The sequence below is a fragment of the Radiobacillus sp. PE A8.2 genome (genome assembly GCF_045635475.1).
GTDB lineage: Bacteria > Bacillota > Bacilli > Bacillales > Amphibacillaceae > JBJGXI01.
On sequence record NZ_JBJGXI010000004.1, the window covers coordinates 121,489 to 147,643 of the forward strand.

The window sequence follows — 26,155 nt, forward strand, 5'->3', positions numbered from 1 at the left end:
ATCTTGTCGTACTAAATCATTTAACTTGACACATGCTATGAAATAGGAGGAAACTGTAATAATTGAGTCATGATAATTTGGAGAAAGAAGGGTACAAAATGGATAATTCGGTATCACAAAATGCTGAAGAAATTAAAATTGCACCTTTAATTACGGTATTGATTTCTGGTGCATTTATTGCAATATTAAATCAAACTTTATTAGCAACTGCATTGCCAAAAATAATGATTGATTTGGATATTACAGAGAATACAGCCCAATGGCTAACGACTGTATTTATGCTAGTAAATGGAATTATGATCCCAATAACAGCCTTTTTAATTGAAACATTCACAACTAGACGCTTGTTTCTAACCGCAATGGGCTTGTTTGCACTTGGTACACTTATTTGTGCTATTTCACCAAGCTTCTCACTGCTCATTGTCGGTAGGATTGTCCAGGCAGGTGGGGCGGGTATTATGATGCCGCTTATGCAAACAATCTTTTTCGTCGTATTTCCAATTGAAAAAAGAGGACAGGCAATGGGGCTGTTTGGCTTAGTTATTGCATTCGCACCAGCAATCGGTCCAACTCTTTCTGGTTATTTAGTAGAACAGTTTGATTGGCGCGTATTGTTTTATGTTGTTCTACCAATCGCAATCATTGATCTGATTTTTGCATATTTCCTATTAAAGAACGTGACGAAGCAATCGTTTCCGAAGCTCGATTATTGGTCAGTCGTGTTATCTACACTAGGTTTTGGTAGTCTGCTATATGGATTCAGTAGTGCAGGCAATAAGGGCTGGGGAAGTATATTAGTTCTTACCATGATAGCAGTCGGGGTTATATCCCTTTTTGCTTTTATAACGCGTCAGTTCAAATTAAAACAACCAATCTTAGAATTTCGAGTCTTTAAATACGGTGTGTTCACACTGTCAACCGCATTAGGTATGATTGTATTTATTTCAATGATTGGCGGTGCGACAATCATGCCAATTTATATGCAAAAGATGCACCATTTTACCGCTTTTGAATCAGGGTTGATGCTATTACCTGGTGCGATAATTATGGGGATTATGTCGCCGATTAGTGGAAGAATTTTCGATAAAGTTGGCGCAAGATGGTTGGCGTTTACAGGCTTAATTATTGTAACTGTTTCAACATTATTCTTTACACAGCTAACTTCTACAACATCGTTCACATACATGACAGTAGTTTATGCAATTCGAATGTTTGGCGTCGCCCTTGTGATGATGCCTGTTACTACAGCAGGGCTCAATCAACTGCCACAAAGATTAATTGCCCACGGCACCGCAATGAACAATACGATGCGCCAAGTGTCCGGCTCGATTGGTACCGCATTGCTCGTAACAATCATGACCAATAGTGCATTGGATCCAACTGTACACGGAATGGAAGGAATGATTCATGGTGTGAATGTTTCCTTCTTAGTTGCCGCAATAGTAAGTGGGATCGGAATCATATTGGCGTTTTTCTTAAGAAAGACAACACCTGCTGAGGATTAGAAAGATAGATAAAAACCGATTAGATTTCTGATCGGTTTTTATTAAAACTTCCTCACCATTTTCAAATTTGCTAGTAAGGTTATATACAAAAACTAGATCAATGCTGAATAACCACAATTTGCTTTCCGGGCTTGTTCTGACATCTTTTCAACTTAGCTCATGCATAGCTTAAATCTAATAAAAAACGAGTACAAATCACAGCGTGATTTGTACTCGTTTTTTTGTGAATATTAATGTGCTGCATGCCCGGTTGTTAACACCCAGATTGAGCCGAAAACAATAATCAAGGCCATAAACACGCTGTATATAATATTGATATAGTTTGTTTTACCGTCTTTTCCTTCATTAATGTGCATGAACATAAACAATTGCACACCAGCTTGGAAAATGGCAAGTGTGCCAATAATCCACATAATAACATTACCAGACAGATTCGTTCTAAGTGCGATAATAGCAGCAAGTACTGTCATTGCTATTGAAAGGAAAAAACCGACCACATGGTTTGTAGGGAACGTACTTTGTTTGTTTTCCACCTTACATCACCAACCCTTTCAAATACACAAATGTGAAAATAAAGATCCAAACAACATCAAGAAAGTGCCAATAAAGACTTGCGATAAATATTTTTCTAGTCGTAACTGCTGTAAGCCCTCTTCTGATTACTTGGATAATCAATAACGACATCCAACCGATCCCTAATGATACGTGTAAACCGTGAGTACCTAAAAGGGTAAAGAATGCGGATAGAAATCCACTCGTTTGGATTGTTGCACCTTCATGAACATAATGAATAAATTCATTGATTTCCATGTAAACAAACCCAAATCCAAGAAGTAAGGTAACAACTAACCATACAACCATATCTCTACGGTTATTGTGGCGCATTTCATGGATAGCAAGGCCGCAAGTGAAACTACTTGTTAGTAGTATAAATGTTTGTATTAGAACATCTTTTATAACAAATAATTCGTCACCAGCAGGTCCACCCGCTGTGTTGTGTTCCAGTACAAAGTAAGAAGCAAAGATAGTGGAGAATAAAATGATCTCTGCACCAAGGAAAATCCAGAAACCTAAGATATTCATTTCGTTTTGCTTTGTACTATATTCTAAGGGTACAGATTGATGTGATCCCATTATAAGTCACCTCTCCCTTTGCGTTCGGTTTCTATGATCTCATCAACAGGAACATGAAACCCATCATCGTAATCAAACGAATTGGCTATTAAACCGATAATGATAAGTACTGCAGAAACAGCCGCTAATATAAACCATTCAAATACAAGGAAGAAACCGACAATAGCAAACGCTACACCCATATAGATTGGTGTCCATGAGTTGCTTGGTAAGTGTATTGGTTTAATTTTATCTTTCTGAATACGGGTTTTCCCTGATTTTTTCATTTTCCAAAATTCATCGATACTAGTAACTTCAGGTGTTGTTGCAAAATTATAATGCGGTGCTGGTGATGGAATAGACCATTCCAATGTACGAGCATCCCAAGGATCGCCGCCAATATTTCTTGGCGCATAACGGAAACTCCAGTACAAGTTGTAACATAATGCTGCAAAACCAGCAGCTAAAATTAATGAACCAAAAGCAGATAATCCAAGTAACGGACCCCATCCAGTTTCGGCAGAATAGGTGTACATTCTACGAGACATACCGTCTAATCCTACGAAGAACATCGGCATAAATGTTATATTGAAACCTATTGTAAATAACCAGAAATGCCATTTACCAATTTTTTCGTTCAATTTAAAGCCAAACATTTTCGGCCACCAATAATACAATCCAGCAAATACGGCAAATACTACACCAGGAATCAATGTATAGTGGAAGTGAGCCACTAGGAACATCGTGTTATGGTACTGGTAATCAGCAGCTGCCATGGCAAGCATAACCCCTGTAACCCCACCAATCGTGAAGCATGGAATAAATGCGAGCGACCATAGCATTGCGTTCGTAAACTTTATTCGACCTTTACGCATTGTAAACAGCCAGTTAAAGATTTTAACCCCAGTAGGGATCGCAATCAGCATCGTTGTTAAAGAGAAGAAGGTGTTTACTGGTGCGCTGTTTCCCATGGTAAAGAAGTGGTGTACCCACACAAGCATACTTAAAAATGCAATACCAACAACAGACCATACCATTGTTTTGTATCCATATAGATTTTTTCTTGAAAATGTTGAAATAATATCGGAATACATACCGAATGCTGGTAAGACAACGATATAAACTTCAGGATGTCCCCAGAGCCAGAATAAGTTTAGCCACAACATCGGGTCTCCACCAGCGGCAACGGTGAAAAAGTGTGTGCCGAATAGACGATCTAATGTCATAAATGCTAAAGCAACTGTAAAAATAGGGAATGCCGCTACGATAATTGCAGAAGTAACGAGCGAAGTCCACGTGAACATTGGCATTTTCATTAACGTCATACCGGGTGCTCTCATCTTCAGAATCGTAACGATAAAGTTAATCCCCGAGGCAAGTGTACCAATACCTGCAATCTGTATCGCGATCGCATAATAGTTGTTTCCTACACCAGGTGTAAATTCTTTCCCTGCAAATGGAAAGTAGGAAGTCCAGCCAGCATCCGGTGAACCACCGATAACGAATGATATATTAAACAGCATCGCTGCGCCAAAAAATAACCAAAAGCTAAGTGCATTTAATTTTGGAAACGCAACGTCGCGTGCACCGATTTGTAAGGGTAACACAACGTTCATAATCCCAATTAACATCGGCATCGCCATAAACAAAATCATAATAACGCCGTGCGTAGTAAATACTTCATTGTAGTGTTGCGCATCTAAAAATTCCATATTGGGTCTAGATGTTTGTGCTTTCATCATTAAACCATCTATGCCACCACGGAAAAACATTAATACACCAGAGATGATGTACATAATACCTAATCGTTTATGATCAACGGTCGTGAACCATTCTTTCCACAACCATGTCCATTTCTTTAGATAGGTGATTAATCCTACTAAGCCAACCATGGTTAGGGCAATGGCAATTTGTGAAGCTAAAATAAGTGGATCACCTGTAACAAAGAATTTGTCTAAAGACATCAGTTATTCCCCTCCCATTTCATGATGGTCGTGCTCAGTGGATTCTGTACTTGCTTCATCATGGTGTTCATGTTCAGTAGTTTCAGAACTGTGCTCCCCGTGATTAGAATCAGAATGCTCATCTCCATGATGAATTTCATATAGATCAGGATTTAGATATTCTGTTGAAGAGCCATCATGCGCATGGTTAACCCATTGCAAATGTGTTTCATTATATGTCTCTCTCCCAATTACAGTAGGCTCAAGTAATTCTGCGTATTTCTCTTCAGTAAGTACATCTGCCGTATTCTGTACTTCCTCAACCCATTCTTCAAATGCTGCAGGTGTTTGAGCAAGAACTTCAAATTCCATATCGGCATAGCCTTTACCATTGTAGTTCGTATTTCTTCCATAGTAAGAACCAGGACTATCTGCTACCAAATAAAGCTTTGTTTCCATGTTGGCCATTGTATACTTTTGACCACCAAGCTGTGGCACCCAAAATGATTGCATCGTACCTGCAGAAGTCATTTTAAATAAGACCGGTCGATCTTCCGGAATGTTTAAGTAATTGACTGTTTCGATATTCTGTTCAGGGTAACTGAAAATCCACTTCCAGTCAGCAGATGTAACATTGATCACCAACGGTTCTTGATCTTCATAACCTTCAGGAACATCTTCAATATCATAAATTGCTTTTGTTGTTGGAATCATTAAAATGATTATGATGATTACTGGAATCACAAACCATACAAATTCCAATTTTGGATTACCTTCTTCTTCAGGTGGCTCATAGTCCATGTTGTCTTTTCTTTCACGGTATTTCCAAACAATAACAATGAAAAGCAAATAAACAACAAGCACAATTACAGCCATCAAAATAATTGAAAAAATAATTAGATCAGAAATATTCTTAGCTACTGGACCTTGAGGGTCAAAAACAAGCATGTTCGTTTCACATCCGCTTAAAACAGCTAAAATTAAAATCGAGAAAACGGAAAGAAATCGAAAACGTAAAAACTTCACTGAAAGTGCTCCCTTCTTTCTATACTAAAACGTTAATTAAATATGAAAACTACACACATATTTTTTGTCGATTTCAAAATAACGATCTTGAACCATTCACGTGCAGATTAGACCATTCCAAGGCGATAATTAGCTGCTATTGGCTGTGTATGGTAGTTGTGAAATTGACTTATCTTAGAAAAAATTACTTTTATAACGATTATCGCTACATCATATTACCATGGAAAATACGCAATAAATGTAGGTGAGAGATTTCGCCACAATTGTAGCAATAAAGCTCAGTAGTGCCAGTTATTTCTATTTCAAAATACGTACATGAGTCTTGTTACTCCGACAAATACTAAGCTTGAAACTTCAAGAAAGAAGAGGTGGGAAAAATGGGCAGAGATGACCATAATCATAAAAGAGGGTCGAAAACAAAATTAGCACAAACACCGAAACAGCAGCTAAAAGAAAGCGATGGATTTGATGTGGAATTTTCACAAGAGCTTGCTGATCATGAGGATGTAGAAGCGCAAGAAAGAGCACGTGCAGCTGATGCACGCGCGAAAGACTAAGGAGAATGGTGGCCATTTGGTCACCATCTTTTCATATAAAGAGGTGAGACTAACATGTCTAGAAGAAATAAAATTCTAGTTCCGAGTGCACGCAAAGGTTTAGACGAACTAAAGGCTAAAGTAAGTCATGCGAATTCCGCTAGTGATGCTAAATATGAAGTTGCTAAAGAGCAGGGTGTCCATTTAAATAGAGGATATAATGGTGAAATAAAAGCAAAAGACGCTGGTAAAATCGGGGGTAATATTGGCGGGAGTATGGTCAAAGAACTAATCAACATGGCCAAGCAGGATTTGGCGAAGAAGTGATATATTTTAAACAAGAAACGCATGGATCCTCTGTTGATCCATGCGTTTGCTTCCTTATTCAGCACAATGCTGGTTATAAGATTGTACTAAATTATTAACGATTTCCTCTACATCATGATCCTCAATCTCTTCACGTGGGATGAAATGTAACACTTTCCCATCTTTCATTAATGCCATTGAAGGAGAAGATGGTTCAATTCCCACAAGGTATTCCCGCATGCGAGCAGTTGCTTCACGGTCTTGACCAGCAAAGACGGTGACAAGATTTTTGGGTTTTTTCGTATGTTGTAATGAAGTCCGAACTGCTGGACGTGCTAAACCTGCTGCACAACCGCAAACTGAATTTACAACAACTAATGATGTGTCTTTCATAGTTGAAATAAAATCATCAACTTGTTCTGGCGCCGTAAGCTCGTTAAAACCGGCTTCAGTTAATTCATCACGCATCGGTTGCGATATTTCCTTCATATATTGTTCATAAGGATGCATAAAAAGTTCCTCCTATATTTTACTGTTTTTGTTTCGTCGCTTCTGTCATCTGTTTCCAAACAGATCCTTTCGCTTTTTCGCCACCTTGGATTCGTTCCAATGCCATTTTAGCCTGTAGTCGCACCTCAAACTCAGGATCATCTAGTGCATTTTGTAAAGCTGTGATAGCTGATTGATCGCCAACCTCATAAATAAACATGGCTGCACGCCAACGAACTAGACGATTAGGATCAGCTAAAGATAAGATCATCTCAGGTAAGGCTTCTTTAAAGCCTAGATCAGATATACAATCCCCAGCCGTTCTTCTTACTGTTACTGCACTGTCTTTTAAAGCCTTATATAAATATGGTAACACTTCTGGCTCTTCAAGCATACCAAGATACGCTGTTGCTAACCGACGAATCGAAGCTTTTTGATCTTGAAGTGCTTTGTCTAAGAAAGTGATATTTTCAAAACTAGGGCTTATGCGATCAAGTACTTGGTAACGGATTTTCCAGTCTGGGTCGTCAAGTACACTTAGCGACACGGCTACATTTTTTTCTTCTGTCTCACTAATGTCAACGTTGTTAATTGCGAGTTCGACAAGTTGATTCAGTCGATTCTGATCATAGGTAGCAGCTATTTCCTCCGCCACTTCTGAACCAATCTCTTCTAAGGCACCGTAACGTGGACTTTTTTCTTCCCATTTTCGCTCCATAACAAAGTTGGGTGCGTTTTTTGATGCTTCTAAGGCCGCTTCCATAAACATCGCTGGTAACCCAAATCGTTGTTCATCATTTCCGTCATCCAGCTTAATTTGCATCGGGATATTGCGGAATGTTTGAATATATACTTTCACCTCTCCAAACGACTTGTCTGGATCCGGATCGGAAGCATTAGTTTGAAAAACATCAGCATCTTCCTCAGCGGTCCCAAGTGAAACTCTTACTTGAGGGAGAATCGATTCCCATGTATATTTCGGATAACGCTCTAACGCGATAAAATCAATCACATGATAAATCCCTTTCACTCCACCGATGCTAAGTAATTCTTTGACATAATCAGGTGCATCAGCTGGAATTTCAGAATCCTTGTAATTGCGTGTTTCGCCATCAGGCAATGATTCGTTTAAGACGATTTTCATGGAATGTGGACTAGGTGTAGGTTCAATCGAAATGATATGCACAAATAAGACCCCCTTAGTCTTTTGCTGACATTGATTTTATCAAAGATAGACAGGATAATCCATTAAGAGAGACTGGACGTTCTGAGTAATTAAATTATGGAGAGCTTTTTTAATAATCCAAACATGTTGAAGGCTATGTGCGGGGCGGATAGTTTCTGCGGCCACCAGTGCGCTTATCTGTGACAAATGAGCCATTTTTAGAATTGAGCGGCCACCAGCGCACTTATTTGGGTGAATTTGTTGTTTCAACGAGTTGATATCGGTAAATAAGTGCTGTGGTGGCCGTCAAATCATCGTAACCAAATCTTCAAGTGAAATAAGCGCTTATGTGGCGTCCATTCGGGTTAGCGCCTCTGCTGGTATAGCTAACGAGTATCATCTTTTATAATGGATGATTGGAGCTTCAGGAAGTCGATCCACGAAATTGAAAATCGTATTTTCTTCGTGCGATTTAATTCTTTGAAGCTAATTCAATGTCCTGTTGGGACAGCGCAAGCTTAAAATCCACTTAGAAGCGTACTTTGGGCCTGCGGTTACTTGTCCCACCAAAACATTTGCTTCTTAGTTAGTTGAATTCGCGTGAACGTAAACACAAGCACTACGTCGGATTTTATTTCAATTCCGAAGCTGAAAAAGCAACAAACTTCACTACAAAGCTCTCATCAATAAATATGAACTTCTAACCACCCTCGAACACTATTAATAAACCAAATAGTATCATACGACGCCAGTTCATTCTTTTTAATAACTTTCTCATGCAGTTCTCCCTGATCAATCAATGCTTGACGGTACGTTCCAGCCAATAGCCCGCACGAAATTGGTGGGGTGTAGTAGACGCCATTTCGTTCAACAACTAAATTGCCTGTAGTAAACTCAGTTAACTCCTCTTGTTCGTTCCAAAGTAATATGGAAAAAGCCTGTTTCGCTTGCTGTTGGAAATGATCGTAAACAGCGCGATAGGTTGTTTTATGGAATAAGAATGGGTCTTGAGCGTCGATTGGTGTAGCTGCCAGTGTGCACATAATTGGCTGATTGATTGGCTTGGTTGCTGCTGCTTCTGATACCAAAGTCCCATCCTTATGAAGAAGTAAGCGTGCTTTATAGGCTCCTTGATGATAATCTTGTGCGAGTTCTTTCAATCGAGCGACTACTGAAGTCTCTTCATAACCATAGCCGAAATAGATGGCGGACGTTTGTAATCGAGCAAGATGATAGGGCAGTAAAGGATACTCACCGTCTTCTAATTTTAGTGATTCAAGTAATGCAAAAGGGGTTCTTCGTTCGGACAACAGTTGAGCTTTCACTTGTGTTTCTTGATACTCTCCTTCAGTTGATGAATCCCATGTAATTCCTCCACCAACGCCATAATGAGCAGCAGATTTTTCAGAATCAATCACAACTGTGCGAATTGGCACACTAAAAGTTGCCTCTCGATCAGGCGTAATAAATCCGATCGCACCACAGTACACTTCCCGTGGGACAGCTTCAAGACTTGCGATATATTCCATTGTGCTTATCTTAGGTGCACCTGTAATCGAACCACACGGAAACAAGGCAGAAAACCAATCAAATACAGTTGTGTCTGCTTGGAGTTCCGCTGTAATTGTCGAAGTCATTTGATGAACAGTAGGGTAGGTTTCAATTTCAAATAAGTGTGGAACCTTAACTGTTCCAGGCTTCGCAATCCTACCAACATCATTACGGAGTAAATCGACGATCATTACATTTTCGGCTCGTTCTTTTTCAGATTGTCGGAGCGCTGCCGCTATTTCTTGGTCCTCTTGGAAGAATCGTCCCCTTTTAGCTGTGCCCTTCATCGGTTTTGTTTCGATATGATTATTATTAATTCGGAAAAAAAGCTCAGGAGAAGCAGATAAGAGACGATATTTTCCTAAATTAAGATAAGCACTATAAGCTGCTTGTTGATTTTCAGTTAGTTGTTTATAAAAAGCAAAATCATCACCAGAAAAGTTAGCTTGTAATCGTAGCGTATAATTAACCTGGTACGTATCTCCCTTAGCAATCGCTTGCTTTATCTGATCGATCCCCGTTTGGTAACTGTCATAGCTGGAGGTAGGGACCCAATCCGATACATGATAACTTGTATTGTGATCACTAGGTAGCGCGTCACTAGGTTGTTTGAAAATACCAAACCATACGAGTGGTAAGCTAGGATGTGAAGCAACCTTATAGTTATGATTAAAAGCAGGTGCAGCTTCGTAGGAAACATAACCCGCAACATAATAACCATTTTGTAGTGCTTGTTCGATTTGATCAAAAAAAGGAGGAATCGCAGACAATTCGTTCGTTTGCAGGATTTCTACTGGATCGGTGAAAGTGATCGGGCTTTTTTTACCGTTAACATCATTAAATTCAAAAAGTAGGTACGGGTGCATGAGTAACCCCCATTGAATTGTTGTTTGCATTCCACTGTAGTGCTAGCATATAGCTATTTTTAATCATATCAAAACCATGTTCAGTTAGTATTGATTCGGGATGAAATTGAATACCTTCAACAGAAAGTGTGCGATGGCGAACGCCCATAATAGTTCCATCCGAAGACCTTGCTGTAACTTCTAGTTGTGCTGGAATCGAGTGGTCTTTTACCACAAGAGAATGGTATCTTGTTACGTTGCAAGGGCTAGGGATGGTTTGAAAAATACCGTGGCCATCGTGTGTAATAGTAGACACTTTTCCATGCATCGGTTGTTTTCCTTTCACGACATTCCCTCCAAAGTGTGCACAAATGAGTTGATGTCCTAGACATACGCCAAGTATCGGTGTTGTCGTTGCAAGTTCCTTTAAAATAGCTGAACAAACTCCCGATTGGTCCGGGGAACCAGGTCCAGGTGATAGGACAATCAACGTAGGGTTAAGGCTTGCAATATAAGAAACAGACACTTCATCGTTATAATAAACATGAACGTGTTCGTCGAGTTGTTTATAATACTGCACAAGATTGTAAGTAAAAGAGTCATAATTATCGATAATCACAATCATAAGCAGGTCACCTCACTTTTTCATAAAGCTCTATTCGTAACATGTTGTTCTATATAGTTGATGGAATATCCGTCGTAGTTGGAGAGTACTTGGCCCGCTCCGGAAATGCACTTCGCTTTCCGCGGGGGGCTAGTGAGCCTCCTCGCGCATTCGCGCTCCGGGGTCTCACTTAGGCCACTATTCCCGCAGGAGTCGAAGTGCATTTCCTCCGCTGCTAACGGGATTGCTCTTTACGTCGGGTGACTGGAGCGGAAATCACGTGCACTACGTCAGAGTTTAGCTACTAACAATCATAAACAACAATCTTTCACAAAATAATCTTACAGGAAATTAGTTTATCACAGCTGTGTGATACTTCACTAGATGCCATTTGAAAAAAATAAAGTCTACTTTTCTAGCCTTGTTCTCAAGACAACCCTTTTACCCAAGCGTTTTGTTCATAGCCGCGCTGTTCCCAATAGCCAAAATGTTCCTCTTCAATTAGCTCAATTCGAGTAAGCCACTTAACTGATTTATAAGCATATAATTTTGGTGTAATTAGTCTTACTGGTCCGCCGTTATTCTGCTTTATTAATTCACCATCAATTAATGTAGCAACGATCACATCATCCATCATCGCTTCTGACATTGTAAGTGAGTCGGTATATACGCCATCACCAGAATAGAATTTAACATATTTCGCTTTTCCATTAACATTTGCTTCCTCTAACAATGCTTTTAACGGAATTCCTTCCCAGGTAACATCGTATACACTCCACCCGGTAATGCAGTGAAAGTTGCTAAGCTGTGATGTTCGTTGTAACTTAACAAACTGATCCCATGTATAAGAAAGTTTATTTTCGACGAGTCCATCTACTGTTAAAGACCAATTGTCACTATTAAATGTAGGCATCTCGGTGACAGTATAATAACGAAATTGTCCGGTTCTTCCTGCTATGTCTGTAGAACTTGGTTTAGGAATAGGATTCATATTATTCCCATCGGGATTGATTCCAACATTTTTTTCTGGAAAATAAGACTTCAGCCAAGAACCTATGATTGGTAGTGATATTAGCGCAATGAGTACTCCTGTTGCAACTTTCAAAAACGATCGTCGTCTTAGAATCGGGTTTTCATCGTCAATCTCGATTGGGCGCTGTATGGCAGATGCTTCGTTTTTCTTTTTACTCAAGTTTTCAAACCATTTACTTCTCGTAATACTGTGAAAAATAACGTATGGCAATCCAACCCAGGTCGCTAAATCGTGCACAACTAAAGCTACCGAATTTACGATTGGTGGTAGTTGCCGATAAAAAGTAAGCATCAGGCCAGACACAATTAATAATCCTAAAATAGTTAAGACGGCATATACATTTAAACGGTGGTTTTGCTTTCTCCGAAGCGTTCGCAAATGTTTGAGTATTTTTGGTAAATAAAACAAGACTGGCAATATGCTTACAAAACCAATCCAGATATGTGCATCTTTGACCGACACACGTAGACCCGAAAAGGCTGACCGGAAGTATGTTGAATATAACAAAAGTCCTGTTGCACTTAATAAGAAGAACAGGATTGCATTTGCATGGTGAATCCGAACGAGTTTATCTCTAAATCTTAGCTTTCGCTTGAAAAATAATTTCCAATTCATAACACCAACCTCCTCCTGTATTTCTCTTTCTTCTATCATAACGGTTCTTGGACTCATTTAGAATCAAACCGCACTCATAAGTATGAAATTTCAGAAATCGAATTAAAATTGTCAGTTTTTTTAGTTAAACCATTGACATGTTAGTTAATCATGGTAGTATAAGGTTATCTAATTGATAATGAATCTCATTATCGATTGGTGGGATTATGAACGTCGAAGGAGTAGTCATGCGAAAACGGTATTTAATCATCCTCTTAATTTTATTATCATGTACATCTTTATTTATCGGTGTGACGGGTTTAACTCCATTTGACCTTTTTCATTTAGATGAAGATCAGCTACGAATCTTGTTAATTAGTAGGATTCCGCGGTTATTAAGCATTATCATCGCTGGGGCAGGAATGAGTATTTGTGGTCTAATTATGCAACAGTTAAGCAGAAACAAGTTTGTTTCGCCAACAACTGCTGGAACATTAGACTCTGCTAGATTCGGTATTTTAATATCTTTAATGTTGTTTTCCACCGCAACCCCAATGGAGAAGATGCTTGTTGCATTCGTATTTGCTTTGCTAGGAACTTTTATCTTTATGAAGATACTAGATAAGATAAAATTTAAGGATGCTATCTTCATACCATTAGTAGGTTTGATGTTTGGTAATATTATCAGTTCAATCACGACATTTTTTGCGTACAAAAATGACTTGATTCAAAATATGTCTTCCTGGTTACAAGGTAACTTCGCGCTCATGATTCAAGGTAGATATGAAATATTATACATAAGTATTCCTGTACTCATTATCGCTTATTTTTATGCAAATCGTTTTACAATCGCAGGGATGGGCGAGGATTTCTCAACGAACCTAGGCTTGAATCATAAACAGGTGGTTAATGTAGGATTGGTAATTGTGTCCTTGGTTACAACCGTTGTTGTATTAACGGTAGGGATGATTCCATTTTTGGGACTAATTATTCCGAACATCGTTACGATTTATCAAGGAGATGACTTAAAGAAAAGCCTTTCTCATACCGCATTATTAGGTGCAGTTTTCGTTCTAGCATGTGATATTCTCGGACGCATCATTATTTTTCCATATGAGATCGCCATTGGCGTAACCGTCGGTGTCATCGGAAGTGGTATTTTTCTTTACTTGGTCATGAGGAGAAAGGCATATGAGTAATAAAACAAAACTAGTGATTCTGTCTGTTTTAGCCATTGGATTAATTGCTACATTCTTATTCATCGATTTGGGTGGCAATTGGGATTATGTATTACCTAGAAGAGCGACAAAAATAGCAGCTATTGCTCTAACTGGAGCTGTAATTGCCTTTTCTACAATGATTTTTCAAACGATTACGAACAACCGTATTTTAACACCGAGTTTAATAGGTTTAGATTCTTTGTACTTGTTAATCCAAACCTTTATTATATTTGTTTTTGGTTCTACGAGTTTAGCTGCTGTTAACCCTAATCTGAACTTCGCTATATCAGTTGGTTTGATGATGGTGTTTGCGGCACTGCTATATAAAATTTTGTTTAAAAGTGGTAGAAATATTTATTTCTTATTATTAGTAGGGATTATTTTTGGGACATTTTTTGGTAGTTTGTCATCATTTATGCAAGTGCTAATTGATCCAAACGAGTTCTTTATTGTTCAGAACCAAATGTTTGCTAGCTTTAACAACGTAAATACAGATTTATTAACTGTCTCCTTTATCGTAATTATCATCGTAACGATTTATTTTTGGAGATTGATGAAGTACCTTGATGTGTTATCACTAGGTAAGGAACAGGCAATAAGCTTAGGCGTTGATTATGACTATGTTGTTAAAAGACTTTTAATCATTGTTGCTATTTTTATAAGTATCGCAACGGCTCTAGTCGGACCGATTACATTTTTAGGTTTATTAGTAGCAAACCTAGCACACGAGTTTTTCAAAACGTATAAACATAGTTATCTGATTATCGGTTCAATTTTAATTAGTATTGTTGCTTTAGTTGGTGGTCAGCTAATTGTAGAAAGAGTCTTTACCTTTTCGACAACATTAAGCGTAATTATTAATTTTGTCGGTGGCGTTTATTTTCTATACCTTTTGTTAAAGGAGAGTAAAGCATGGTAGTAGTTCAAGGAGTTTCAAAAAAGTATGCTAGTAAAAATGTAGTGGATAAGGTTTCTGTGGAAATTCCTAAAGGACAGATCACATCGTTTATCGGACCAAATGGTGCAGGTAAAAGTACATTGCTATCAATGGTTAGCCGTCTGATCACGCGGGATGAGGGTGAAATCTTAATTGACGACGAAGATGTAACTGCTAGCAAGAGTAAAGAGCTTGCTAAGAAAATAGCAATCTTGAAACAATCCAACCATGTGAATATCCGTTTGACGATAAGAGAATTAGTAAGCTTCGGTCGTTTCCCATATTCGCAAGGAAAGTTGACCAAGGAAGATATTAGACATATTGACCAAGCGATTGCTTACATGGAGTTAGGTGACATGGAAGGGAAGTTTCTGGATCAGTTAAGTGGTGGTCAGCTGCAGCGAGCCTATATCGCGATGGTGATCGCACAAGATACCGAGTACATACTACTCGATGAACCATTAAATAATCTTGATATGAGGCACTCTGTACAAATTATGAAAGTGCTTCGCCGTCTTGTTGACGAAACGGGTAAAACCGTTGTGATTGTTATTCATGATGTAAATTTTGCCTCGGTTTATTCCGATTATATTGTTGCTTTAAAAGATGGAAAAATTGTTAAAAAAGGAACGACAAATGAAATTATTGATCGGGCTGTATTGAAAGAAGTATATGACATGGACATTCAAATACAGGATATTGATCAGTGTAAAATTTGTTTATATTTTTCATAGCAATAAGAAGTATAAAATTTTGTGCATGTGTCTAGCTCCGAGCGCCAGAAACTAGCGAGACTAGCGAGACTTCCCTCGCCTCCGTACGATAAGTCAACATCGACTCCCTTCGGATCGTCGTGTTTCCTTTATCTCCTGCGGCTCAGTACAGTCCGTACGTTTCTAAGCGGCGCTCTGCGCTTTTCTTAAAGAAATACTAACTATAGTTTAAACATGGATAACGATAAACGATCATCACATATAAAATGCCGGATTATGGGATGTGGATGGGCCCAGAAACCATCCTGTATATCTGGTGAACATTAATATGTATATATGATCATTTATTATTATCTGTTTAAAAATATATTATAATGAGGTGCTTATTTATGAAAAAAAGGTTAGCGGTGCTGGCTTTTGTACTTATACTAGCGTTGTTTACTGCAGCTTGCGGTAACGGCGAGGATGTCGCAACAGCTGCAGATACTGAGGCGGAAACAATTACTGTTACGCATCAGCTTGGCGAAACGGATGTTCCAAAGAACCCTAAAAAGGTCGTTGTGTTTGATTTTGGTACATTAGATACATTGAATAAACTTGGTGTTGACGTGACTGCAGTTCCAAAGGAAAACTTACCTACGTATTTAGCTTCTTCTTATGAAGGAGAAGAATATGAGAATGCAGGCACACTATTTGAGCCTGATTTTGAAACATTAAGCGAAATTGATCCAGATTTAATCATCATTTCGGGCAGAACGTCAGAAGCATATGAAGATTTAAATGAATTAGCTCCAACAATTTTCATGGGTGTAGACACGACAAGATATATGGAATCATTTAAAGAAAATGCTACTTTGTTAGGTGAGATCTTCGGTAAAGAAGCTGAGGTAGAAGAAGAGCTTACAGCTATAGATACAGCAATTGAGGAGCTTAACACTACAGCAACGGAAAGTGGTAAAAATGGTTTAATTATTTTAACTAACGACGGTAGCCTTAGTGCATATGGACCTGGATCAAGATTCGGTGTCATTCATGATGTATTCGGGGTAACTGCAGCAGACGAAGAAATTGAAGCATCTACACATGGACAAAATGTTAGTTTTGAATATTTAGTAGAAAAAGATCCTGATTACTTGTTTGTGATTGATAGAAACCAAGTTGTTGGTGGAGAATACTCTGCAGCAAAAACGTTGGATAACGAATTAGTGAATGGTACAAAAGCGTGGCAAAATGAAGATGTTGTATACTTGAATCCAGATTATTGGTACCTATCTGGTGGCGGATTAATTTCCGTATCAGAAATGGTGAAAGAAGTTAGTGCTGGAGTAGAGTAATCGTAAAAAAATAAACGAGTGCATAGTAGATAGAGAAAAACGCCTGTTGAGTAATCAAACAGGCGTTTGCTCGTGTTTAAGATGCTACTGTACTTTTTGCTTTATCAAGACCACTTTTAATTAATAGAATATAAGGAATAAAAAAGCTGATAATAACACCGCTAAATAGTGCGTTTAATAATGTACCGATACCGATTGGACCATTAAATAAGAGTGCAATTAATACGAGTATGATACTAATAAGTGCTCTAGAATAAGTAACTGTCCATCCAGTTAGTTTAGAGATGATTAACATCGATCGATCCATTGGATTTGGTGCAAATTTAGATTGCAGATAGGTGGCAACTCCAATTCCGGTAAAAATCAGTCCTAATAGTAAGCAAATCCACTGGCCAACCCAGCTATCCGGTTCAATCCAATCACGAAATAAAAACACCCAACAGTCAATTCCTATGCCAGTGAATAGCGATGTGAGTAATGCAAAATATTCGGGGCGTTTTTTCTCTAATAACGCATTACACAGTACCATCGTAAGCCCGACGACAATTTCCCAGCTGCCAATCGTAAGTCCAACCGTACGATGCAAGCCGACAAGCAGGGCATCAAATGGGGATGTACCTAAACGAGATTGTATCGTTAGCGCTATTCCAAGTGTTAAAATCATGATGCCACAAAGATAAAAAAAGAATCCATTCTGTCTTAGGCGCATGTTCCCACTTCTTTCTTATAGTGCGTGTTCAAAAAGGTGACGAATTAGCAGCAAGAAGGTCGAGGCGGTGAAAGTCCCCGCGACCGCAGTGTAGGCTTTTCCGCTCGTGAGGTAAGGAAAAGTGATTTGCTTTTCCATAACCGGAAAGATGAACCAACTCTAGAGTTCGCCGCTGATCATTTGGCACCTTTTTGAACAACCTCTTATTATAATACCGTAACTACTATAACAAAGGCATGAAAGAAAAGATACCATTGCATTTGTGCTATTCCATTATCCGGGTTAACACGAGTCACTGGAAAATGATAGTAAATTTTTGTATGATATGTCTTAGAAGCAAAGCTGAAAATAGCGAATAGGAGTGAACGGATCATGGCTGATATTTACACCCCTTTCATTAAAAATGAGAGACAACAAATGTTGTTTAATAAAGCAGAGGCGCTCGCAGACAAGGCGCAAACGAGAGTATCAGAAACAGAAAAGGCTGCAGATTTTTCACTGGAAACACTAAAGGACTTGAAACAAGCAAATTACGTTTCGTTACCTTTACCAAAAAGTTATGGTGGGGAGGAGTTAAGTCTTTATGAGTTGTTGCTGCTGCAAGAGCGACTAGCAGTAGGTGACGGCTCTACCTCATTGTCGATTGGTTGGCATATGGGTATTGTGATGGAACAGAGTGAACGTGAAACTAGAACTTGGTCACAAGAAGCTTATGATCTTATTGCCAGCGAGATTGGTAAAAATAATAAAGTGATCAATACGTTAGCTACAGAACCAGCGACAGGCAGTCCGACAAGAGGTGGTATTCCACAAACAACTGCCAAAAAACAGGGCGAAGCATACGTGTTAAACGGTCGAAAATCGTTTGCTACGATGTCCAGTGTGCTCGACTATTATTTAATTACTGCCTTTGTCGAAGAGGAAGAAACGATTGGTACTTTTTTACTATCTAAAGGAACAGCAGGAGTGTCGATAGAACAAACGTGGGACACGCTTGGCATGCGGGGAACTGGTAGCAATGATGTTATATTAAAAGATGTATCGGTACCGTTAAACCATTTAGTAGAAGTAAATAGACAGAAAAAATCTAGTCCAAAAGGCTGGTTGTTACATATACCTGCGTGTTACTTAGGAATCGCTATAGCTGCTCGTAACGAAGCTGTTACATTTGCGAAAAATTATCAACCAAACAGCTTGGATACACCAATTGCCGAGGTTCCTCATATTAAACAAAAAATTGGCGAGATGGAATTAAAATTAATGCATGCGCGCTATTTTATGTATACGATCGCTGAAAAATGGGATCAACATCCAGATAGCAGAGGGGAACTAGCGCCTGAGCTTGCTGCTGTGAAGACTGTTGCAACGAACGCTGCCAATGAAGTAGTCGATTTGGCGATGCGTATAGCAGGAGGCAGAGGTCTTTCTAAAAAATTCCGATTTGAACAACTATATCGGGATGTAAGAGCGGGGTTACATAACCCACCGATGGATGACGCTGTAATTTCGATGCTTGCAAGTAAGGCTATAAACGAAGATATCTAAAAAATAGAGCAAATTAGCTAAACTTTGCAGTAGTGCTTGGGATCGTGCTATCACCCGTTCCGTCAGAATTGCTTAGTTTTTCAAATTGTAGAAAAGCGGATGAACACTATTTCGGAGAGGGTATAAGCACACTCTCAGGTTTCGTCGAATATTACTTCAATTATCAAGTTAATAAGCAACAATTATTATTTAAAGAGCGAAACGATAAAGGGCATAGACGCAATTTTGTCTATGCCCTTGCTATTGGAATAGGAAATTCAATAATAATTATTGTAAATAGGTAATATAATGGAAAAGCCTCGGGTAGCTTGAGCGTGAGTGCTTTTATTTGTTATGCATGCTTTGCAACTGGATACGTTTCAATCATCGCTTCTTCATATTCGCTGAGCAGCTTTTCGAAAATTTGATTCCAGGTTTGTTTTAGGGCATATTGTCGAGCGTGTATGCCCATCACTAATCTTTCTGCGTCATTTTGCAAAAGATGATCAATCGCTCCTACAAACCCTTCAATCTCACCAGGCTCACAAAGCATTCCTGTTTTTTTGTGTTCAACAATATGCTTTACACCGCCTGCGTTGGCTACGATTGCAGGCGTACCAGAAGCTAATGCCTCTAACACGACGTTACCAAACGTTTCTGATGAGGAAGGAAATACAAATGTATCAGAATTTGCGTAAACCTCAGCTAGTGCTTCTCCTTGTAAATAACCAGTAAAGGTCACATTTGCTGGAGCACTCTTGATCATGTCTTCCTTAGAAGGTCCGTCACCAACAATTATCCAATGAATTTGATTGGATAGGTGAGCTGGCAATGTGTTCATAATCGCAACTAGGGAATCCACATCTTTTTCAGGAGCAAGCCGACCTACATAACTCAGTATGAATTTTTCTTTAATATTGTATTTTTTCCTAATCGCATTGCCATCATAGCTTGGTTGAAACAGTGTTGCATCCACACCACGTCCCCATATTGATAAATTGGGGTAGCCTTGTGCTTTTAATTTTTGAAAGGTATCTAAGGAAGGAACAAATATTTTTTGCATTGATCGGTGAAACCAATCCAAATATTTGGCTAACGTTTTGGAGAATAACTGGAGATGATAATACGCCAAATACTTATCAAAATCGGTATGGTACGATCCAACCAACGGTATATTGTATTTTTGAGCATAATGAATGCCGCAAAGTCCAACATTGAAAGGAGTAGCTACGTGAATAATATCTGGCTGAAATTGCTTTAACTCAGCTTTTACCTGGAGCACGTTCGGGATAGAAAATCGGCATTCAGGATAAAGAAAGAATGGTAAGCTGGTAAGCTGATAAATTTGGCTGGAATACGATGCAACTTTACTTGTTTTCGGTGCAAATACCCGATATTCATGGCCATTAGCTTCAAGATAATCCGTAAAACGTTTCAATGTTTTAGCAACACCATTAACATCTGGAAAGTACGTGTCAGTAAAAATAGCGATCTTCACGTGATTCACTCCTCTAAGTGCAATTTCTTACTATTAGCTTACAAACTATAAATGTAAAAAACGACCACTTAAAAGTAAAAATTTTGTAAATAATAAAACATATCCTTTTTAAAAGGTATGCACAATTTTAATAAACAATCTCTGGAAAAGTATCTATTTGAAATTTAAGGTTGTTTTATAAAAGATTCTTGATTGTGCATATTAGAAGTAAAATGCGACGTAACGTAGTGCTCGTGATTTCCGCTCCAGGCAGTCGCTTTCCGCGGGCACGACTTCAGCTAACTCAGAAGCAGTGCGCTTCTGAGTGGATCTTCAGCCCGTGCTGTTCCCGCAGGAGTCGACTGCCTGGAGCTCCAATCACCCGACGTAAAGAATAATCCCGTTAGCAGCGAAGTGCATTTCCGGAGCGGTGCAAGCACTCTCCAAGTTACGACGCATATTAGCTAAATCACGTATCTAAAAGCACGAAAAATTCAATATAAAAAAACTTGTAGAGAAACACATCCTCTACAAGTGAACAGGTTAACCTGCCTTACTCTTTGTCACTGTTTGCATCCTTGTTAAGCTTTATATAATCCAGGCTATCATCTTCTTCTGCAAATTCTGTTTGCAGATTTCTTGTTGTGTAGTTTCGTACAACGTAAATATCATCATCCGTTTTAAGTACACGGTTTTGCATATATATGTGAAAAAGTGCCTCACTACAGCTAATTAGAATGGCCGCAATTAATGAGGCACTAACAATTCCAACCACACCTGTATCGAATACGATGCCACCTAATATCCAAACGGCTATAAATGAAAGCCCAAAATCAGCAATTGTAGCAATTAGATTTCCTAGCTTAGGTAAAATGAAGAGGTCACCAATTACATATGAAACGCCAGTAACTAGAACTGACATAATAATAATATTTGTGATCGAAGCATGATTGAAAATAGCTAATATTGATAATAAAGTGATTGCTATCACCAAAAACTTTAATAAGAATGCTTTGATATGCTTCACTGCATGTCCTCCTTTTAACTTTATTATTGGTTAAATGCTCATAAATTAATGCATAATCGGTAAGGTAAATTTTTGCACAAAAGGAAGGGAGTAAGTTGTTATATGGAATTATTTGTCCCAACTCAATCGTCGATATATATTCCGAAAACTTAGTATTACCAACAATAAAAGCGGTTACAAAATATCTGTCACAAATGTTTAAGGTCTGCTATAATAGAGGAAATTCGATAGTGCAGGGGAATTGCTTATGTTTAAAAAAATAATGTTAGCATCTGATGGTTCAGCACACGCGATTCGAGCAGCGGAAAAGGTAGTCGAGCTGGCATCGCATAATGTTCATGTAAAGGTTGATATTGTGTATGTGATCGACGGGAATAAATCGAAATCAGATGTGCTGCATCATTGGAACTCCTTTGACGTAGAAAGAAGTAGAAAAGAAAAATTGACTTTAACGGAACAAAAACTGAAGCACGCTAACATCAAATATGATATTAAAATTTTACATGGGGAGCCTGGACCTACGATTATTAAATATGCTAATGACGCACAAATTGACTTATGCGTGATAGGCAGTAGAGGGTTAAACAGGTTGCAAGAGATGGTCTTAGGAAGTGTTAGTCATAAGGTAGCAAAGCACGTGAAGTGTCCTGTATTAATCGTTAAATAACGAAGCGGCCACCTATGTGCGATTCAGGCGGCCGCTATTATTGCAAAATTTAAAATGGAAGCCGCGGGAAGCGACTAGCGTGATGTCCACCATAACTAGGATCCTACGCTTTTGATCTTATTGATTTTTATATTGCGGTTCTTGGCTTTCTATATATTGCATTCGTGCTTTTAAATTATCTAGCACCTGTTGTTGTTGATTTCCGAGTGTTTGAAACATCTGCTTTGCTGTTTGGTCCTGCGTCTCTAAGGCAAAGCTGTGTAAGCTAGCTAAAACACTTTCACAACTGGCAATAGCTTGCTGCATCTGTGTTCCGACAGTCACAAAAATCACCTCCTTTAGTTAATTATTCGTCCCCGGGTTGTACCCATAAGAGCCCTTCATTGTATCAACATCTTTTAACGATACAGATAAAAATCCTTGCTGGTTATATGTTGCTAAAGAAATTTGATTCAGTTCATGATCACCTACATTATAAGCTTGTAATTGGCTGATCAACCACTCATTAGAAAGCTCAAGATATTTTAAATTATGATGGATCACTTGCCCATCGATAATTAGTGGGATATCAATGAACGTTGGTGATGGTTTTACTTGGATATCAGACGCTTGCAACGGGCGCTTATCTGACGTAGGCAGGATACTAAAATTACCTGTAGTTTCCAAAGTCATCATGGCTATGTCAGTTACAGCCGAATAACCTTTTGTCCTTAACTGAGCAATTAACTCTTCAATAGTGAGCATCTCTTTCTTTAAAGCAGGATAATCAATAATTCCGTTTCGGATAAGTACAGTTGGACTAGGATTTAATATTTTTTTAAATCGATTGTGAAGTTGCAACTTAGAAAATAAATAGTAAATAACCGCAATAACAATTGCAAAATAAGCCGCTATCCACAGATTAGTACTAACAATTGGTTCAGAAATGACGGTTCCGAGCACTAGAACAGCTAATAAATCAAACAATGTCATTTCATTTACTGCTTTTTTTCCCATAAAGCGGAAAAGAACAAACCCTAAGCAAAAAATAATTATAGGTGTAAGCAAGTAGGAATAGATAATGTCCAAAATGAACCACCTCTAAAGAGAAGGTTTCCCTACTAGAGTTTTTTTATTAAATGATTAACCATAAGCTACGTGCATTCTTAATTACATACATACGAAACACTTGGTATGTCAAATAAAATAAAACTGGAAATAGTTTGAGCAATTAAAAAACCAGCTCGGTCGCTTGGACCAAACTGGTTTATGATTCCGTGTGATATTGTTTTTTTCTAAACACAAAATATTTCATAAAAATGAAGCTGGCGGATGAAGATAAAAACATCGCCGTTCCTTTTGAAATATTTTGCACCATTATATTTGGTAAATGAAACATGTTGATGGAATGAATTAACTCAATCATTCCGATAAAAACAATATTGCTGATCAGTAAAGCGATTACCGCTTGTATAATAAACAATCCGAATTCTTTATAATTTGAGTTTGCATTGTGACGAAACGTGTATTTTTTGTTCCATATATAACTATTAAGAATCGCCAACGTATAAGAAATTGTATTAAATATTATAAGCGTAGTCGGATTGTTTGTAGCCCAAAAGAACAGCAATAAATTCAGCGAAACTATGTCGACAACAGCATTCAGAATACCAATAAAGCTAAACTGAAGGATCTGCGTTCTCATTCTTTTAGCCATTGTATCGCTTCTCTTTCTAATTAAGATTATATGTAGTAGTTTAACAAAATAGCCTCTGGTCATACATTCTTTTTCCCGTCTAGCATACTTGTTAGCTTACTTAAATTCAAATATTGACCTAGTTATAAAAATAATCCCAAAATCACAAAAACACCAACCATGCTTAATAAAATAGAGCATGTTACATAGATCACAGCATCTCGGTATTTATGCTCGAGAACCATAGCTAGAAGCTCATTGCTAAAAGTTGAGAAAGTTGTGTACGATCCACAAAATCCCACACCTAGAAATAACCAGATGGAATAGAGGATTACATTTTTGTCATAAAGTACAAAAAGAGTGGCTAGCATTAGTGAACCTGTTAGGTTAGCTAACCATGTTCCGTAGGGCCTTAGTGGCTGTTTAAAATTTAGTTTTAATCCAACCATAAATCGAGCGATTGCACCGAGAAATCCACCAGCAGATACAAATAAAAAACTCATGATTTAGCAGTTTCCTTCCTTGTCGCTAATCGAAAACCTGCATAGCAGAAATAGAAGCCACCAACAATACTTAATAAAACATAACAAAATGCAAGGTATACATTCTCACTATATAGGCCCACCGTTTCTAATGAAAAAGTTGAGAACGTTGTAAGTGAACCGATGAAGCCTGTACTGATCGCCATTAAGATTGGCTGTGGGAGTTTATTATTCAAGAAAGCATGTCTGGCAAGGAAAGCAAGCAGAAAGCAACCAATCCAATTGACTAAAAGTGTTGGTAACGGTAAATTATTAGTCATTGGAATCAGCGCGATACTATATCGAACTGTCGCACCTAAAGCACCGCTGACTCCAATTAATATAATAAGCTGTTTTTCCATAAGTGGTCACCCTTTATAGTTGTTGGCATTCTGGGCAGCGCCCATAGATTTCGAACTTGTGATCTTCAATTGCAAAATTTAACAATTCCTCTTGAATATTATCCATTGGACAGCTTCTAATCTCTTTTGTTACACCACATTCACTACAAATAAAATGATGGTGGTGATGATGGTGGCATTTCATGCGAAAGTGTTTTTCACCGTTTAAATCAGTTGCTTCTAAAATGCCAATCTCATTAAACATGTGCAGATTTCTGTATATCGTATCAAAACTAATGCCCTCGTAATTAGGCTCCATAAATTCAATTAAGTCTTTTGCCGTGCGATAACGATCTTCCGATGAAAAAAAGTAAAGCATATCTCGCCGTTTATCTGTGTACTTGTAACCTTCTCTTTTTAAAAGATTTAACGCTTCCTCTACTTTCATTTAGGTCACCTTCTTTTTAGAAAAGTAATAGCTTAACCGTTTTACCCCAATAACGATTAATAAAATAAAAATAGACGTCATAACAATGGTACCGCCTGGGGGGATTTCTAAATAATACCCAGAAATTAATCCAGTAATGACAGAAATTTCTCCGAATAATATAGAAAAACCAATCGTTTGTTTAAATCCTTTTGCCAGTTTCATACTCGCAGCAACTGGCAGTGTCATGAGTGCAGATACTAATAAAACACCGACAATCCGAATCGAAGCCGCAATTACTAGTGCAGTAAGAACAATAAAAAGAAAATGAATTCGCTTGGCATGGATACCGGATACAACAGCATGTTCCTCGTCAAACGAGAGTAAAAATAACTCCTTATAAAATAATAATAACACGAGAACAACAATGATCGATATCACAATGATCGTCCACAGATCTTGACTGCTAACTGCGGATACTGATCCGAACAAGAAATTGAATAAATCTGTATTAAATCCATCCGCAACCGATATGAAAATAACGCTTAAACCAACACCGCCAGACAAAATAATCGGGATTGCTAATTCCTGGTAAGCGTTGTAAACCCGACGAAGCTGCTCTACAAATACTGAGGCGATTACAGAGAACCCCATGCCTGTATAGAAAGGGGTAATAAATCCGACCGCAAACTTTTTTTCAATTAATAGTCCGAAAGCAATACCTGCAAGCGTAACATGTGATAGTGCATCCGCGATTAGTGATAATCTTCTAACCACAATGAATGTGCCAAGAAATGGTGCAATGAAACCAATTAATAAACCGGTGTAAAAGGTGTTGCGTAAAAATTCGTACTCAAATAAGCTGGCAAGCAT

28 protein-coding genes are annotated in these 26,155 nt (G+C 38.3%); 9 read left to right on the forward strand and 19 right to left on the reverse strand.

Features of this window, described 5'->3' with window-relative positions; translation table 11 throughout:
- Positions 1-98: 98 nt before the first annotated feature.
- Positions 99-1,505 carry a DHA2 family efflux MFS transporter permease subunit gene (locus ACI6MV_RS03755; protein ID WP_407268643.1) on the forward strand — a complete coding sequence of 469 codons (1,407 nt, stop codon included), beginning with the start codon at positions 99-101 and terminating at the stop codon, positions 1,503-1,505.
- Between the two features lie 230 nt (positions 1,506-1,735).
- On the opposite strand, the gene qoxD is transcribed toward ACI6MV_RS03755, so the two are convergent.
- From qoxD to qoxA, 4 genes are read right to left on the reverse strand one after another with little or no spacing between them, the layout of a single operon-like run.
- The gene (qoxD, locus tag ACI6MV_RS03760) at positions 1,736-2,038 is read right to left on the reverse strand and encodes a cytochrome aa3 quinol oxidase subunit IV (protein ID WP_407268600.1); all 303 of its coding nucleotides are present in this window, start codon (positions 2,036-2,038) and stop codon (positions 1,736-1,738) included.
- Between the two features lies 1 nt (position 2,039).
- Positions 2,040-2,639 carry a cytochrome aa3 quinol oxidase subunit III gene (qoxC, locus tag ACI6MV_RS03765; protein ID WP_407268601.1) on the reverse strand — a complete coding sequence of 200 codons (600 nt, stop codon included), beginning with the start codon at positions 2,637-2,639 and terminating at the stop codon, positions 2,040-2,042.
- Positions 2,639-4,582: a cytochrome aa3 quinol oxidase subunit I gene (gene qoxB, locus ACI6MV_RS03770; protein WP_407268602.1), complete on the reverse strand. Its 1,944-nt coding sequence runs from the start codon at positions 4,580-4,582 to the stop codon at positions 2,639-2,641. The genes qoxC and qoxB overlap by 1 nt, the downstream gene beginning before the upstream one ends.
- Before the next feature lie 3 nt (positions 4,583-4,585).
- The gene (gene qoxA / locus ACI6MV_RS03775) at positions 4,586-5,587 is read right to left on the reverse strand and encodes a cytochrome aa3 quinol oxidase subunit II (protein ID WP_407268603.1); all 1,002 of its coding nucleotides are present in this window, start codon (positions 5,585-5,587) and stop codon (positions 4,586-4,588) included.
- Between the two features lie 377 nt (positions 5,588-5,964).
- On the opposite strand from qoxA, the gene ACI6MV_RS03780 reads away from it, so the two are divergent.
- Positions 5,965-6,144: a YfhD family protein gene (locus ACI6MV_RS03780; protein WP_407268604.1), complete on the forward strand. Its 180-nt coding sequence runs from the start codon at positions 5,965-5,967 to the stop codon at positions 6,142-6,144.
- Between the two features lie 54 nt (positions 6,145-6,198).
- Entirely contained in the window at positions 6,199-6,450 is a 252-nt protein-coding gene (locus ACI6MV_RS03785; RefSeq protein WP_407268605.1) for an alpha/beta-type small acid-soluble spore protein, read from the forward strand.
- Positions 6,451-6,504: 54 nt separating this feature from the next.
- On the opposite strand, the gene ACI6MV_RS03790 is transcribed toward ACI6MV_RS03785, so the two are convergent.
- From ACI6MV_RS03790 to ACI6MV_RS03810, 5 genes are all read right to left on the reverse strand, one after another.
- Positions 6,505-6,939, reverse strand: a complete 435-nt coding sequence (locus ACI6MV_RS03790; RefSeq protein ID WP_407268606.1) for a BrxA/BrxB family bacilliredoxin — start codon at positions 6,937-6,939, stop codon at positions 6,505-6,507.
- A 19-nt stretch (positions 6,940-6,958) separates the two neighbouring features.
- Complete coding sequence (locus tag ACI6MV_RS03795) at positions 6,959-8,104, reverse strand: conserved virulence factor C family protein (RefSeq protein WP_407268607.1); 1,146 nt, start codon at positions 8,102-8,104, stop codon at positions 6,959-6,961.
- 662 nt (positions 8,105-8,766) lie between these two features.
- On the reverse strand, positions 8,767-10,530 hold the full coding sequence (pabB, locus tag ACI6MV_RS03800) for an aminodeoxychorismate synthase component I (protein WP_407268608.1): 1,764 nt from the start codon (positions 10,528-10,530) through the stop codon (positions 8,767-8,769).
- Complete coding sequence (locus tag ACI6MV_RS03805) at positions 10,478-11,104, reverse strand: anthranilate synthase component II (protein WP_407268609.1); 627 nt, start codon at positions 11,102-11,104, stop codon at positions 10,478-10,480. Before ACI6MV_RS03805 ends, pabB begins: the two co-directional genes overlap by 53 nt.
- Before the next feature lie 406 nt (positions 11,105-11,510).
- The gene (locus ACI6MV_RS03810) at positions 11,511-12,731 is read right to left on the reverse strand and encodes a molybdopterin-dependent oxidoreductase (RefSeq protein WP_407268610.1); all 1,221 of its coding nucleotides are present in this window, start codon (positions 12,729-12,731) and stop codon (positions 11,511-11,513) included.
- Positions 12,732-12,958: 227 nt separating this feature from the next.
- Between ACI6MV_RS03810 and ACI6MV_RS03815 the strand changes: the two genes are divergently transcribed.
- The 4 genes from ACI6MV_RS03815 to ACI6MV_RS03830 all read left to right on the forward strand — a co-directional run bounded on the left by ACI6MV_RS03815 (position 12,959) and on the right by ACI6MV_RS03830 (position 16,914).
- Positions 12,959-13,909: an ABC transporter permease gene (locus ACI6MV_RS03815; RefSeq protein WP_407268611.1), complete on the forward strand. Its 951-nt coding sequence runs from the start codon at positions 12,959-12,961 to the stop codon at positions 13,907-13,909.
- Positions 13,902-14,849, forward strand: coding sequence for an iron chelate uptake ABC transporter family permease subunit (locus ACI6MV_RS03820; protein ID WP_407268612.1), 948 nt, complete (start codon positions 13,902-13,904; stop codon positions 14,847-14,849). Before ACI6MV_RS03815 ends, ACI6MV_RS03820 begins: the two co-directional genes overlap by 8 nt.
- Positions 14,843-15,601 carry an iron ABC transporter ATP-binding protein gene (locus ACI6MV_RS03825; protein ID WP_407268613.1) on the forward strand — a complete coding sequence of 253 codons (759 nt, stop codon included), beginning with the start codon at positions 14,843-14,845 and terminating at the stop codon, positions 15,599-15,601. Before ACI6MV_RS03820 ends, ACI6MV_RS03825 begins: the two co-directional genes overlap by 7 nt.
- 368 nt (positions 15,602-15,969) lie before the next feature.
- Complete coding sequence (locus ACI6MV_RS03830) at positions 15,970-16,914, forward strand: siderophore ABC transporter substrate-binding protein (RefSeq protein WP_407268614.1); 945 nt, start codon at positions 15,970-15,972, stop codon at positions 16,912-16,914.
- 76 nt (positions 16,915-16,990) lie between these two features.
- On the opposite strand, the gene ACI6MV_RS03835 is transcribed toward ACI6MV_RS03830, so the two are convergent.
- Positions 16,991-17,623: a YczE/YyaS/YitT family protein gene (locus tag ACI6MV_RS03835; RefSeq protein ID WP_407268615.1), complete on the reverse strand. Its 633-nt coding sequence runs from the start codon at positions 17,621-17,623 to the stop codon at positions 16,991-16,993.
- A 372-nt stretch (positions 17,624-17,995) separates the two neighbouring features.
- On the opposite strand from ACI6MV_RS03835, the gene ACI6MV_RS03840 reads away from it, so the two are divergent.
- A complete protein-coding gene (locus tag ACI6MV_RS03840) occupies positions 17,996-19,168 on the forward strand; it encodes an acyl-CoA dehydrogenase family protein (RefSeq protein ID WP_407268616.1) in 1,173 nt (390 codons plus the stop codon).
- A gap of 331 nt (positions 19,169-19,499) precedes the next feature.
- Here ACI6MV_RS03840 and ACI6MV_RS03845 read toward each other — a convergent pair whose 3' ends face one another.
- The gene (locus ACI6MV_RS03845; protein WP_407268617.1) at positions 19,500-20,645 is read right to left on the reverse strand and encodes a glycosyltransferase family 4 protein; all 1,146 of its coding nucleotides are present in this window, start codon (positions 20,643-20,645) and stop codon (positions 19,500-19,502) included.
- A gap of 532 nt (positions 20,646-21,177) precedes the next feature.
- The gene (locus ACI6MV_RS03850) at positions 21,178-21,651 is read right to left on the reverse strand and encodes a YndM family protein (protein WP_407268618.1); all 474 of its coding nucleotides are present in this window, start codon (positions 21,649-21,651) and stop codon (positions 21,178-21,180) included.
- A gap of 247 nt (positions 21,652-21,898) precedes the next feature.
- Here ACI6MV_RS03850 and ACI6MV_RS03855 point away from each other — a divergent pair, with 247 nt between their 5' ends.
- On the forward strand, positions 21,899-22,318 hold the full coding sequence (locus ACI6MV_RS03855; protein ID WP_407268619.1) for a universal stress protein: 420 nt from the start codon (positions 21,899-21,901) through the stop codon (positions 22,316-22,318).
- Between the two features lie 117 nt (positions 22,319-22,435).
- Here ACI6MV_RS03855 and ACI6MV_RS03860 read toward each other — a convergent pair whose 3' ends face one another.
- The 7 genes from ACI6MV_RS03860 to ACI6MV_RS03890 all read right to left on the reverse strand — a co-directional run bounded on the left by ACI6MV_RS03860 (position 22,436) and on the right by ACI6MV_RS03890 (position 26,155).
- Positions 22,436-22,642 (reverse strand): DUF1657 domain-containing protein, encoded by a 207-nt coding sequence (locus ACI6MV_RS03860; RefSeq protein ID WP_407268620.1) that lies wholly within the window; start codon positions 22,640-22,642, stop codon positions 22,436-22,438.
- Positions 22,643-22,660: 18 nt separating this feature from the next.
- Positions 22,661-23,386, reverse strand: coding sequence for a DUF421 domain-containing protein (locus tag ACI6MV_RS03865; RefSeq protein ID WP_407268621.1), 726 nt, complete (start codon positions 23,384-23,386; stop codon positions 22,661-22,663).
- Positions 23,387-23,564: 178 nt separating this feature from the next.
- Complete coding sequence (locus tag ACI6MV_RS03870) at positions 23,565-24,014, reverse strand: GtrA family protein (RefSeq protein ID WP_407268622.1); 450 nt, start codon at positions 24,012-24,014, stop codon at positions 23,565-23,567.
- A 122-nt stretch (positions 24,015-24,136) separates the two neighbouring features.
- Positions 24,137-24,496: a FluC/FEX family fluoride channel gene (locus tag ACI6MV_RS03875; protein ID WP_407268623.1), complete on the reverse strand. Its 360-nt coding sequence runs from the start codon at positions 24,494-24,496 to the stop codon at positions 24,137-24,139.
- Positions 24,493-24,876 carry a fluoride efflux transporter FluC gene (locus ACI6MV_RS03880; protein ID WP_407268624.1) on the reverse strand — a complete coding sequence of 128 codons (384 nt, stop codon included), beginning with the start codon at positions 24,874-24,876 and terminating at the stop codon, positions 24,493-24,495. The genes ACI6MV_RS03875 and ACI6MV_RS03880 overlap by 4 nt, the downstream gene beginning before the upstream one ends.
- A 13-nt stretch (positions 24,877-24,889) precedes the next feature.
- Positions 24,890-25,303: a Fur family transcriptional regulator gene (locus tag ACI6MV_RS03885; protein WP_407268625.1), complete on the reverse strand. Its 414-nt coding sequence runs from the start codon at positions 25,301-25,303 to the stop codon at positions 24,890-24,892.
- The gene (locus tag ACI6MV_RS03890) at positions 25,304-26,155 is read right to left on the reverse strand and encodes a metal ABC transporter permease (protein ID WP_407268626.1); all 852 of its coding nucleotides are present in this window, start codon (positions 26,153-26,155) and stop codon (positions 25,304-25,306) included. It abuts the gene before it with no gap.